At 73.1% G+C, this 12,325-nt stretch carries 9 protein-coding genes; 6 read left to right on the top strand and 3 right to left on the bottom strand.

What is annotated here, in order from left to right; all coding sequences use genetic code 11:
- Window positions 1-3 precede the first annotated feature (3 nt).
- The 4 genes from ACIGNX_RS22760 (at window position 4) to ACIGNX_RS22745 (ending at window position 5,790) form a co-directional block, all read left to right on the top strand.
- Window positions 4-1,716 (top strand): PPE domain-containing protein, encoded by a 1,713-nt coding sequence (locus ACIGNX_RS22760; RefSeq protein ID WP_396542684.1) that lies wholly within the window; start codon window positions 4-6, stop codon window positions 1,714-1,716.
- On the top strand, window positions 1,713-2,477 hold the full coding sequence (locus ACIGNX_RS22755; RefSeq protein ID WP_396542683.1) for an ESX secretion-associated protein EspG: 765 nt from the start codon (window positions 1,713-1,715) through the stop codon (window positions 2,475-2,477). The genes ACIGNX_RS22760 and ACIGNX_RS22755 overlap by 4 nt, the downstream gene beginning before the upstream one ends.
- Window positions 2,478-2,934: 457 nt before the next feature.
- A complete protein-coding gene (locus tag ACIGNX_RS22750; RefSeq protein WP_396542682.1) occupies window positions 2,935-4,905 on the top strand; it encodes a putative bifunctional diguanylate cyclase/phosphodiesterase in 1,971 nt (656 codons plus the stop codon).
- A 45-nt stretch (window positions 4,906-4,950) separates the two neighbouring features.
- Window positions 4,951-5,790 carry a S1C family serine protease gene (locus tag ACIGNX_RS22745; protein WP_396542681.1) on the top strand — a complete coding sequence of 280 codons (840 nt, stop codon included), beginning with the start codon at window positions 4,951-4,953 and terminating at the stop codon, window positions 5,788-5,790.
- 91 nt (window positions 5,791-5,881) lie between these two features.
- On the opposite strand, the gene ACIGNX_RS22740 is transcribed toward ACIGNX_RS22745, so the two are convergent.
- Window positions 5,882-7,117 carry a class I SAM-dependent methyltransferase gene (locus tag ACIGNX_RS22740; RefSeq protein ID WP_396542680.1) on the bottom strand — a complete coding sequence of 412 codons (1,236 nt, stop codon included), beginning with the start codon at window positions 7,115-7,117 and terminating at the stop codon, window positions 5,882-5,884.
- A 14-nt stretch (window positions 7,118-7,131) separates the two neighbouring features.
- Complete coding sequence (locus tag ACIGNX_RS22735; protein WP_396542679.1) at window positions 7,132-8,535, bottom strand: FAD-binding oxidoreductase; 1,404 nt, start codon at window positions 8,533-8,535, stop codon at window positions 7,132-7,134.
- Window positions 8,536-8,587: 52 nt separating this feature from the next.
- Here ACIGNX_RS22735 and ACIGNX_RS22730 point away from each other — a divergent pair, with 52 nt between their 5' ends.
- Together ACIGNX_RS22730 and ACIGNX_RS22725 are read left to right on the top strand one after the other, a co-directional pair.
- A complete protein-coding gene (locus tag ACIGNX_RS22730; RefSeq protein ID WP_396542678.1) occupies window positions 8,588-10,180 on the top strand; it encodes an acyl-CoA dehydrogenase family protein in 1,593 nt (530 codons plus the stop codon).
- A complete protein-coding gene (locus ACIGNX_RS22725; protein ID WP_396542677.1) occupies window positions 10,177-10,932 on the top strand; it encodes a crotonase/enoyl-CoA hydratase family protein in 756 nt (251 codons plus the stop codon). The genes ACIGNX_RS22730 and ACIGNX_RS22725 overlap by 4 nt, the downstream gene beginning before the upstream one ends.
- A gap of 232 nt (window positions 10,933-11,164) precedes the next feature.
- On the opposite strand, the gene ACIGNX_RS22720 is transcribed toward ACIGNX_RS22725, so the two are convergent.
- A complete protein-coding gene (locus ACIGNX_RS22720; RefSeq protein WP_396542676.1) occupies window positions 11,165-12,322 on the bottom strand; it encodes an acyl-CoA dehydrogenase family protein in 1,158 nt (385 codons plus the stop codon).
- Between the last annotated feature and the right edge of the window lie 3 nt (window positions 12,323-12,325).

The following is a 12,325-nucleotide window of genomic DNA, read 5'->3' as shown; positions in this document are numbered from 1 at the left end:
ACGATGGCGACGGAGCGCGTTGAGCGGGAACTCCTGGCCGCGCAGGCGAAGCGGTTGGCCCGGGAGGAGCGCGAGATCGACCTGGTGCTGACCGACACCCAGAACTGGGCGTCCCGGTCGCACCGCGAGCTGTACGAGGCGGTGCACAACAACAACGACCCCGGCCAGACCGGCGAGCTGGGCGCGGAGTGGGGCCAGTTCGGCGCCGAGCTGACCGAGTCCGCCCGGCTGATCAACGAGCGGGTGGCCGTCAGCGAGTCCGGCTGGACGGGCGACGCGGCGGACGCGGCGCGGCTCGCGATCAAGGGCCTGGCCGAGTGGGTCACGCACACGGCCGAGACCGCGGTCGAGGTCGGCAAGCGGGTCCAGGACGAGAGCCAGATCATGGAGAACGCCCGGGCGAGCATGCCCGAGCCGGTCGAGTTCAACTGGGACCAGGCCACGGGCGTCTTCACCGCGGGCGGTATCCAGGGGCTGGCCAACTCCGCCGCGGACGTGCAGGCGGCCAACGACCACGCGCGGGCGCTGCACGAGCACGCCGTCACGGTCATGAGCACGATGGAGCGCGAGTCGCAGGCGGTCGACCAGAACACGCCGCAGTTCACCGCGCCGTTCAACCCGGTCACCGGCCGCACCGAGGAGCCGCAGCTCGCGCGGTTGCAGGCCGTGTCCGGCACCACGCTGGCGGGCGCGGGCGTGGACGCCCTCGGCAGCTCGGGCGGCGCGACCGCGCCCTCGGCGTACACGGCGACGCAGCCGGCCCAGCCGGTGCAGGCCGCGCGCGGTGCCGACGCGCCGGCCGCGTACCAGCCGTCGCAGCAGACGTCCGGCACGCAGCCGTCGGGCTACACCCCGGCCGCCGCGTCGTACCAGGGCCCGGCCGGGTCGTACGGCGGCGGCGGGTCCTACGGCGGCGGTGGCGGCTCTTACGGCGGCGGCTCGTACGGCGGCGGCTCGGCACCGTCGGTCCCGCAGCCGATGTACCGGCCGGAGGGCACGACGGCGGCCGCGGCGGCGGCCCAGGTGCCGGTGGCCAACCCGTACACCCCGCCGTCGAACGGCGGCTACAACTACACGCCGCCCCCGGGCGGTGGCTACACCCCGCCGGCCGGCGGCGGCTACACCCCGCCCAGCGGTGGCGGTTACGTGCCGCCGTACCAGCCGGCCAACCCGAACACGGTGCCCCGCCAGGGCGGCGGCACGCTGCCGCCCGGCGTGAAGCCGCCCGCCTACATCCCGGCGGGCAGCCCCGGCACTCCCCCGGTGCCCGGCGCGCCCGGCGGCGGTGGCGGCGGCGCCGGCGGTGGCGGCGCGGCCGGTGGGCGCATCCCGGGCGGCATGCCCCCGGGCGCGTTCGGCGGCGGTGGCGGTGCCGGCGGCTTCGGCGGCGGTTTCGGCCCCACGGGCTCCGGTGGCGCCGGTGGTGGCGGTGGCGCCCTGGCCGCGGGCGGCTCGACGGGCGCGGTCGGCGGTCCGGGCGCGCGCGGTCCGATGCCGGTCGGCGGCTACGGCCCCGGCGGCGCGGCGGCGTCGTCCCCGATGGCGGGCGGTGCTCCGATGGGCGGTGCCCCGGCGGGCGGCCAGCAGGGCGAGGACAAGGAGCACCGGGCCGCGGGCTACATCCGGGGCGAGGACATCTTCGAGGTGCCGGGCGAGAACCTGCCCCCGTCGGTGATCGGCGGTCAGAAGCCGAAGAAGAAGGGCGACCAGTCGTGATCGAGCCGGAGTTCGTGCTCACCCCGCGCGAGCTGGACGTGCTCTGGCACCACCTCGACCTCGGCCGGCTGCCCTACCCGCTGGACGTGCCGAGCCTCGGTGACACCGAGGAGGAGCGCAAGCGGTTGCGGGAGGAGGTGCTCGCCGCCCACGGCGAGCCCGACCCGCGGCTGGTGGCGCTGCTGCGGCTGCTCGGCGACCACGAGGTGGCCGTGGACGCGGTCGCCCACGTGGACCGGGCGGTGCGGGCGGTGGCCGTGTCCGACGGCTCGCGGGCCGCGCTGGCGGTGGTCGACAGCGGCTCGATCGGCGTGCTGGAGATCCGGCCGACGGCGTTGGCGCGGTCGATCGTGGAGGTGCTGCCGGACGGGTCCGCCGGTCCGGGCAGCGCGCTGTCGCTGCGGCTGGAGGCGTTGAACGCCGCCGTGGCGATGCAGGAGGAGCAGCCCGACGACGAGGACGACGACCCGTGGGGCAGCGGCGAGCTGGACGAGCGGGAGGCGTTGCAGAAGGCGGGCCTGTCGCGCGAGGACGCGACGGTGGTCAGCGAGCTGGCGGCGAACCGGGTCGCGGGCGGCCAGTTCGGCGTCACGGTGGGCGGCGGCTACCGCCGCACCCGGGCCGGCGCGCTGATCACGTGGTTCGACACGCACCAGGGCCGCTACCTGATGGTGCACGAGAACGGCTGGCTGAGCCTCGCGCCGACCGACAACGACCGGATCGCCACCCGGATCGCTTCGGTCCTGGCCTCGGTCGCGTAAGAATTTCACGTGCCGGGTGTGGGCTCTCGCGAGAGAGCCACACCCGGCACGCGGTCGCTCGGGGAAATGCGACCGGCGGGCCGGGAAAGCACGGCCGAATCGGGCATCCCCGCCGCCGGGCAATCGTCGTGATCACCACACCGTCCCAACTGGTGCGCCACCTTCGCCGAGGTCAGGCCACCCGAAGATCACAAGACGCTGAAGACCGGTGTTGATCGTCTTGCCGGGGCACCGCCGCGGGGAAGTAAGCTGACCGGGACCAGTGGTCCGCATTACCCCATTAGAGTGAACAATGACCGGGGAAATGCGCACCGGGTGACCCGCGACGATTGGCCCGCAGAGCTGAATGACGATGGCAGGCGCAGCGAGACTCGGTGATGAGCCCGGACAACAACCCGGGGACGCATTCGCACGCCGCTGGGCCGCCGCGCTGGCGCCCGGCCCCGACGACCGGCTGGTGGACCTCCTCACCGGCTTCACCGACGACCTGCGCGCCGCAGCGCGCGACGACGGGTCGGCGGCACGCGCGCACCACGTCGGCCGCGACCTGGTCGAGCACGGCTTCGCGGAGCCGGAGGTGGTCGAGCGCACGCTCGCGCTCGTCGGCGAGGAGCTGTCCGGCGACGGCCCGGGGCGGGTGGCGGCCGTCCTCGCCGCGCTGGCCACCGGGTTCACCGAAGGGCTGCGCCGCACCCTCGACGAGCACGGGCGCGACCACGAGCTCCAGACCACCCGGTCCACCGAGTCCGCGGTCCGGACGAGCGAGGCGAAGTTCCGCGCGGTGTTCCAGACCTCGGCGCTGGCCATCGCGGTGTCCGACATCCGGGGCGTGATCCTCGACTGCAACGACGCCATGCTCGCCCTGCTGGACCACACGTCCGAGGAGCTCGTCGGGTCGCTGGGGCGCGACCTGGTTCACCCGGACGAGCGCGAGGTGATCGACCGCGCCGCCCAGCGGTTACAGGCGGGCGTCGAGCACGTCCGGGTCGAGACCCGGCTGGTGCGGTCGGACGGCGAGGCGGTCGCCGTGCTCGTCGCGCTCGCCCTCCTGCGCGACGACGACGGCGAGCCCGCCTTCTACGTCACCATGATCGAGAGCCTGGACGAGGTCCGCGCGCTGCAGTCGCAGCTGCTGCGGCAGAGCCTGCACGACCTGCAGACCGGCCTGGCGAACCGGGCGCAGTTCGTCGGCTGGCTGGAGGGCGCGGTCGGCGCCCGCGGTCCCGAGACGCTCGCGCTCGTGGTGTTCGACCTCGACGGGTTCCGGGTCGTCAACGACGCGTTCGGGCACGACGTGGGCAACCGCATCCTCACCGCGGTCGCCGGCCACCTGCGGTCGGTGTTCGACGGCGTCGGCCAGCTGGCCCGGATCGGGCCGGACGAGTTCGGCGTGCTGATCCGCGACCCGGCGGACGTCGCGAGCGTGGTCGACCTGGCCGAGTGGGCGGTCGAGCTGCTCGCCGAACCGGTGTGGGTCGGCGAGGACGGCATCGGCGTGACCGCCAGCGTCGGCATCGTGGTGCAGCCCGTGCGCGGGGCGGACGCCGCCGAGCTGCTGCGCCGGGTGGACCTGACCGTGCGGTGGGCCAAGGACGACGGCAAGGCGCAGTGGGCGCTCTACGACAAGGAGCGCGACCGGCGCGAGCGCACCCGGATGCGGTTGGCCGCGTCGATCGCGGGCGGGCTGGAGCAGGACGAGTTCCAGGTGCTCTACGAGCCGGTGCACGCGCTGGACGACGGCTCGCTGCTGGCCGTCGAGGCGCGGGTGCGGTGGGACCACCCGACCGAGGGCGTGCTCGACCCGCAGGCGCTGCTGTCGCTGTCGACGTGCACGGGGATGGCGGCCCGGCTCGGCCGGTGGGCCATCGCGCGGGCGTGCGCCGACGCGGGCCGGTGGCACGCCGAGTTCGGCGACGCGACGCCCGTGCTGAGCATGGACCTCACCGCCCGGCAGTGCCAGGAGCCCGAGCTGGTGGCGACCGTGCGGCAGGCGTTGCGGGAGACCGGGCTGCCCGCGCCGAAGCTCCAGTTCGAGCTGGGCGAGCAACTGCCCGCCCTGATCAACGAGGACCAGGTCGAGGAGCTGAGCTACCTGGCCGAGCACGGCGTGCGGCTGGTGCTCGACCAGGTGGGCGGCGGCAACGTGCCGATCGACCGGCTGCGGCGCATCCCGCTGTCGGCGGTGAAGTTCCAGGGCTCGCCGGTGCACGGGCTGGCCGACGGCGCGGACCCGCTGTCGGAGAGCGCGGCCGTGGGCCTGCTCACGTGGTCGCGGACGCTCGGGCTGCCCCTGTACGCGGCGGGCGTGCGCACGGAGGTCGAGGCGCGGCGGCTCGCGGAGCTGGGTGTGGCCGGGGCGCAGGGCCCGCTGTTCGGCACGTCGTTGCTGACCGCCGACGAGGTCCACCGGATTCTTGGCAAGTCCTGACGGGACGCTCAGCCTGCTCATAGGGTGCGGGCCGACCCTGGAGCCATGACGACACAGGACTTCCCCGCCGTGAGCGGGTCGTTGCAGGAGCCGCCGGCGTTCTGGAAGCGGCGGACGGGTGTGGTCGTGACCTCGGCGGCCCTGGTGGCCGCGGTGTTCGGCGGGGTCACCGGGGGCGTGGTGGGCGCGCTGAACGCGTCACCCGCGACCGTGGCGGCGACGAGCAGCCCGGTGGCGCTCACCGCGTCGTCCACTTCGGACGTCTCGGCGATCGCGGCGCGGGTGCTGCCGAGCGTGGTGCAGGTGAACGTGGTGTCGGCGCAGGGGCAGGGCCTCGGCTCCGGGGTGGTGCTCACCGCGGACGGGCGCATCCTCACCAACAACCACGTGGTGGCCGGCGCGCAGCAGGTGACGGTGACGCTGAACGACGGGCGGACCGTCGACGCGACCGTGGTCGGCACGGACCCGTCCAGCGACCTCGCGGTGGTGCAGGCGTCGGGCGTCAGCGGCCTCACGCCGGCGAAGTTCGGCGACTCCGACCGGGTCAAGGTCGGCGACCAGGTCGTCGCGATCGGTTCGCCGGAGGGCCTGCAGGGCACGGTGACGTCCGGCATCGTCAGCGCCCTCGACCGCACGGTGACCGTGCCCGGCACGTCGACCGGCCGGCGCGCGGCGACCTCGGTCAGCTACCAGGCGATCCAGACCGACGCGTCGATCAACCCGGGCAACTCGGGCGGTCCGCTGGTCGACTCGGCGGGCGAGGTCGTCGGCGTCAACTCGGCGATCTACTCCCCCGCGTCGGACGGGGGCGAGGCGGGCAGCGTGGGCATCGGCTTCGCCATCCCGTCGAACCAGGTGCAGCAGATCGTCGACCGGTTGTCGTGAGTCGTCCGACCTCGGGGTGGGTTCGGTGCCGGCGGCGCGGCGGCGGTCCCGGGTGGCGCGACCGTCGGCCGCACCACCCGGCGACCCCTCGTCAGCCCAGCCAGTCCGGGCGCAGCGGCATGTGGGACGTGGTGCCGTCCAGCTTGACGCCGAGCACCTGGTGCAGCTGGATGTTGTTGCGCTCGAAGCCCAGCCGGGACGCGGCCAGGTACAGCCGCCACACCCGCGCCCGGCCGAGGCCCACCTCGGCCACGGCGTCGTCCCAGTGCTCCTCGAGGTTGTCGCACCACGCCGCCAGCGTCATGGCGTAGTGCTCGCGGAGGTTCTCCTCGTGCCGCACCTCGAAGCCGGTGTCGTGCATCAGCGACACGAGGTGGCCCGGCCCGACCAGCTCGCCGTCCGGGAACACGTACCGGTTGATGAACCCGCCGGTCCGCGCCCGCTGCTTGTTGTCCGGGCGGGTGATGCAGTGGTTCAGCATCCGGCCGCCGGGCTTGAGCTTGCCGTACAGCGACCGGAAGTACCCGGGCAGCTTGGCCTTGCCGATGTGCTCGGTCAGGCCGATCGAGCTGACCGCGTCGAACCCGGTCTCCCGCACGTCCCGGTAGTCGAGGTAGCGCACCTCGGCCAGGTCGGACAGGCCGGCCTCCACGATCGCCTTCTGCGCCCACTCCGCCTGGTTGCGCGACAGCGTCACGCCCAGCGCCTTCACGCCGTACTCGCGCGCGGCGTGCATGACCATCCCGCCCCAGCCGCAGCCCACGTCCAGCAGCCGCATGCCCGGCTTGAGCCCGAGCTTGCGCGCCACCAGGTCGTGCTTGGCGAACTGCGCCTCCTCCAGGGTGGACCCGGCGGTCGGGTACACGGCGCACGTGTACGCCATGGACGGGCCGAGGACCCACTCGTAGAACGTGTTCGACACGTCGTAGTGGTGCGCGATCGCCTCCCGGTCGCGCGCCTTGGAGTGCCGCAGGCCGCGCAACCGGCGTTCCTGCGGCGGCACCTCCACCTTGGTGCCGATCCTGGTCCGCCCGAGCGTCGCCAGCAGCTCCACCCGCTCGGGCCAGGGGATCTCCCGCAGCGAGATCTCGGACAGCTGCTTCAACGCGCCGTAGACGTCGCCGATGATCTCCAGGTGGCCGGTCACGTACGCGCGCGCCAACCCCAGCTCACCCGGCGCCGAGGCCAGGTACGACAACGCCTCCGGTGTGCGCACCTCGATGCTCACGCCCGCGTCGGCCGGACCCGCCTGACTGCCGTCGTACGCGCTGAACCGCACGGACGACCCGCCTCCGACCGCCCGCTGGAACACTTCCGCCAACCGCACGACCCCGGCTCCCTTCACCTACGGAGAACACACTTGGCGTACAAATCGGGCAGCCGACCCGCCGGGTCGTACCGCTTCTTCAGGTCCTGGTAGATCGGGCCGTTGTAGTTCTCCCAGAACTCCTCCTCGCCGTAGTAGGAGTCGGAGTACAGGGACTTGTGCCCGCCCAGCTCGGTGACCTTGTCCTCGATCAGCCGGTTCCGGCTGCCCAGCTCCTCGTCGGGCCGCAGCGACACCGTCGACCAGAAGCCGACGTTGACGTACAGCACGTCCGGGTCCATCGGGTACAGCGGCCAGCCCGGCCGCCGCCCGTCCCCCCGGTCCCGCAACCGCACCGGGCACAGCCACACCGGGCTGATGCCGATCTCGCGGTGGAAGAAGTCCAGGAACTCGGCGAGCCGGTCCACCGGGATCTCCACGTCCTGGATCACCGGCTCCTGCACCGCCCTGCTCAACCGGTCGGAGAACCCGTGCCGCCGGTCCCACGCCACGACCTTGCGGTAGACGTCCGACCGCAGGTACCGCTTGGGCACCAGCCGCCGCACGACCGGGTGCTGCACGCCGAACGCGCGCGAGCACCAGAACCAGTCGGTGTCCCACCGCCACAGGTAGTCGCGGGCGGTCAGGTAGTCGACGCTGCGCCGCTGGATGGACCGGTAGTAGATGTCGTTGCCGGTGTAGTCCGAGGTGAACGGCGCGGAGTCGGCCCAGTCGGCCAGCGTGAGGTACTGCTCGCGGCCCGTGAACACCGTCCCGTCGACGAAGTCGACCGGCTCACCCCGGTAGGAGCCCTCGGCGCAGACCTCGGCGATCACCTCGGCGCACTCGGCGGCGTCGGCGAACGGCACGTGCCGCAGCCGCACGAACGGCCGCACCGGCTCCAGCTCGATCTCCAGCCGGAGGGCGTAGCCGAGCGTGCCGTAGGAGTTCGGGAACCCGCGGAACAGGTCGTCCTCCGGGCCCACGACGACGACCTCGCCGTCACCGGTCATCACTTCGAGCTCGCGCACGGACTCGTGCGGCAGGCCGTTGCGGAACGAGCTGGACTCGATGCCCAGGCCCGCCACCGCGCCGCCCAGCGTGATCGTCTTGAGCTGCGGCACGACCAGCGGCATGAGGCCGTGCGGCAGGGTCGCGTCGACCAGGTCCTCGTAGGTCGTCATGCCCTGGACCTGCGCGGTCCGGGCGCCGGCGTCCACCGACAGGACCCGGTTGAACCGGGCCACGTCGAGCCCGCCGGTCTGGTCGGCGCGGAACCGGAAGAGGTTCGACGTCGACTTGGCCAGGCGCACCGGCGCACCGGCCGGGATCGCCGCGTACTGGCCGCGCAACGCGGCCACCGCCCGCTCGTGCTCCGACTCCAGCCACTGCCGATGCGTCACCGGACCGACGTTAGGCCGCCGGACGTTGATCAGCATCCCCAAATTTCCCCTCTGTCCAAGTTACCGACGAGTAGTACTCTTGGCGGTTATGACCCACGCCACTCACGAGGTGACCAACCAGGTCCCGCCCCTGGCCGGGCACGACGTCTCCGCCGACCCGGCGCTGCTCGACGGCCTGCGGCGCGGCGGGGCGGAGTGGGCCGAACCCGAGGTCCGCTCGCTCGGCGTGCTCGCCGGCACCGCCCACGTGCAGGACCTGGGACGGCTCGCCAACGCGCACCCGCCCGTGCTGCACACCCACGACCGGTACGGGCACCGCGTCGACGAGGTCGAGTTCCACCCCGCCTGGCACGAGCTGATGGGCACCGCCGTCGCCAACGGCCTGCACGCCGCGCCGTGGCGGGACGACCGACCCGGGGCGCACGTCGCCCGTGCCGCCAAGTTCTACGTGTGGAGCCAGGCCGAGGCGGGCCACGGCTGCCCGATCTCGATGACCTACGCGGCCGTTCCCGCGCTGCGGCGCGCGCCGGAGCTGGCCGAGCACTACGAGCCGCTGCTGGCCTCGCGCGAGTACGACTTCGGGCTGCGCGCGCCGCTGACCAAGCGCGGGCTGATCGCGGGCATGTCGATGACCGAGAAGCAGGGCGGCTCGGACGTGCGGTCGAACACGACGCGGGCCGTGCCGCGGGGTGACCACCACGTGCTCACCGGGCACAAGTGGTTCACGTCCGCGCCGATGTCGGACCTGTTCCTCACCCTGGCGCAGGCGCCGGGCGGGCTCTCGTGCTTCCTGGTGCCGCGCGTGCTGCCCGACGGCACGCGCAACGCCCTGTTCCTGCAACGGCTCAAGGACAAGCTCGGCAACAAGTCCAACGCGTCCGCCGAGCTGGAGTACGACGGCGCGGTGGGGTGGCTGGTCGGCGAGGAGGGCCAGGGCGTGCGGACCATCATCGAGATGGTCAACACGACCAGGCTGGACTGCGTGCTCGGCTCGGCGGCCGGGATGCGGTTCGGGCTGACCCAGGCCACCCACCACGCGGCGCACCGCAAGGCGTTCGGCGCGTACCTGGTCGACCAGCCCGCGATGCGCAACGTGCTGGCCGACTTGGCGGTGGAGTCGGAGGCGGCGACCACGGTGGCGCTGTGGCTGGCGGGCAACCGCAGCCGGCTCGGGCTCGCGGTGACCAAGTACTGGGTGTGCAAGCGCGGCCCGGCGCACGCGGCGGAGGCGCTCGAGTGCCTGGGCGGCAACGGCTACATCGAGGACTCGGGCATGCCCCGGCTGTTCCGCGAGTCGCCGCTGATGTCCATCTGGGAAGGTTCGGGGAACGTGGCGGCGCTGGACGCGTTGCGCGCCCTGGGGCGTTCGCCGGAGGCGGTGGCGGAGTTCTTCGGCGAGTTGGACGCGGCGCGCGGTGCCGATCGGCGGCTGGACGCGGCGGTCGACGGGATCAAGGATGAGCTGACCGACCCCGGTGACCTCGAAGTGCGGGCGCGCAGGCTGGTGGAGCGGATGGCGTTGGCGTTGCAGGGCGCGTTGCTGGTGCGGTTCGGGCACCCGGCGGTGGCGGACGCGTTCTGCGCGTCGCGGCTGTCCGGCGACTGGGGCGTGGCGTTCGGCACGCTGCCGCGCGGGGTCGACTTCGGCGCGATCGTGGAGCGGGGGCTGCCGAAGCCGTGAGCGCGGTCCGGGTGGAGCGGTCGGGGCCGGTGTTCACCGTGCTGCTGAACCGGGCGCGCGTGCGCAACGCGGTGGACGGGCCGACCGCGCACACGTTGACCGAGGTGTTCCGGGAGTTCGACGAGGACCCGACGGCGGCGGTGGCCGTGCTGCACGGCGAGGGCGGGACGTTCTGCTCGGGTGCGGACCTCAAGGCGCTGGGGTCGGTGCGGGGCAACGACGCCGAGTCGCGGTCCGGGCCGATGGGGCCGACGCGGCTGCGGTTGTCCAAGCCGGTGGTCGCGGCCGTGTCGGGGTACGCGGTGGCCGGCGGGTTGGAGCTGGCGCTGTGGTGCGACCTGCGGGTGGCCGACGAGGACGCCGTGTTCGGGGTGTTCTCGCGGCGGTGGGGCGTGCCGCTGATCGACGGCGGGACCGTGCGGCTGCCGCGGTTGATCGGGGCGTCGCGGGCGATGGACCTGGTGCTGACCGGACGGCCGGTGCGCGCGCCGGAGGCGTTGGAGATCGGGCTGGTGAACCGGGTCGTGCCGACGGGGACGTCGCGTGCGGCGGCGGAGGCGTTGGCGGCGGAGGTGGCCGCGTTCCCGCAGCTGTGCCTGCGCCGGGACCGGCTGTCGCTGCTGGAGCAGGAGGGCCTGCCGGAACCGGAGGCCCTGGCCAACGAGCTGGCCCACGGCCTGGTCTCCCTGACCGAGGTCGACCAGGGCCTGCGCCGCTTCCACGACGGCGAGGGCCGCCACGGCCACTTCTAACCCGAGAGTCCAACACTCAGAACGCGAGAGTCCAACGCTCGAAGCGCGTGAGTCCAACACTCAGGACGCGCGAGTCCAACGCTCGCGCATCCCGAGTTCAACGCTCGCGCATACCGGCCGGTCGGCCGAGTGTTGAATTCAGGTGCCCTGAGCGTTGGACTCTCGCGCCGTGAGCGTTGGACTCACGCGAGCTGAGGGTTGGACTCTCGAAGGTTGAGCGTTGGACTCTCGGTCAGGCGGGGAGGCCCAGGTCGCGGGCGATCAGGATCTTCTGGACCTCGCTCGTGCCCTCGCCGATCTCCAGGATCTTGGCGTCGCGGTAGAAGCGGCCCACCGGGTACTCGTTCATGAAGCCGTAGCCGCCGAAGACCTGGGTCGCCTCGCGCGCGTTGTCCATCGCCGCCTCGGACGACACCAGCTTCGCGATCGCCGCCTCCCGCTTGAACGGCTCGCCGCGCAGCATCTTCGCCGCCGCCTGGTAGTACGCCAGCCGCGCGGTGTGCGTGCGCGCCTCCATCTCGGCGATCTTGAACTGGAGCGCCTGGTACTCCCCGATCCGCCGGCCGAACGCCTCCCGCTCGCGCACGTACCGCAGGCACTCGTCCACGCACCCCTGCGCGAGCCCGACGCCGATCGCCGCGATCGCCACCCGGCCCTCGTCCAACGTCTGCAGGAACTGCGCGTACCCGCGCCCGCGCTCGCCGACCAGGTTAGCGGCCGGCACCCGGCAGTCCTGGAACGACAGCTCACGGGTGTCGGACGCGTTCCAGCCGACCTTCGAGTACTTGCGCGACACGGTGAACCCGGGCGTGCCCGACGGCACGAGGATCGCCGAGATCTCCGGCTTGCCGTTCTCCCGCCGCCCGGTCACCGCCGCCACCGTCACCAGCCCGGTGATGTCCGTGCCCGAGTTGGTGATGAACGCCTTGGTGCCGTTGAGCACCCACTCGTCGCCGTCCAGCTTCGCCGTCGTCCGCAGCGCGCCCGCGTCCGACCCGCCGCCCGGCTCGGTCAACCCGAACGCGCCCAGCACCTCGCCCGAGCACAGCCGGGGCAGCCACCGCTCCTTCTGCTCGGCCGAGCCGAACCGGAACAGCGGCATCGCGCCCAGCGACACGCCCGCCTCCAGCGTGATCGCCACCGACGAGTCGACCCGCGCCAGCTCCTCCAGCGCGAGGCACAGCGCGAAGTAGTCGCCGCCCATCCCGCCGAACTCCTCGGGGAACGGCAGCCCGAACAGCCCCATCCGGCCCATCTTGGCGACGATCCCGTACGGGAACTCCTCGCGCTCGTAGAACCCGCCGATCACCGGCGCGACCTCGTCGCGGGCGAACTCCTCGACGGTCTTGCGCAGCGCCTCGTAGTCCTCGTCAAGGCGGAAGTCCAGCATCGC

Origin of the sequence: Actinosynnema sp. NPDC053489, assembly GCF_044544865.1 — a bacterium.
Lineage (GTDB): Bacteria > Actinomycetota > Actinomycetes > Mycobacteriales > Pseudonocardiaceae > Actinosynnema.
This window is presented reverse-complemented; position numbering and strand designations above follow the sequence as displayed.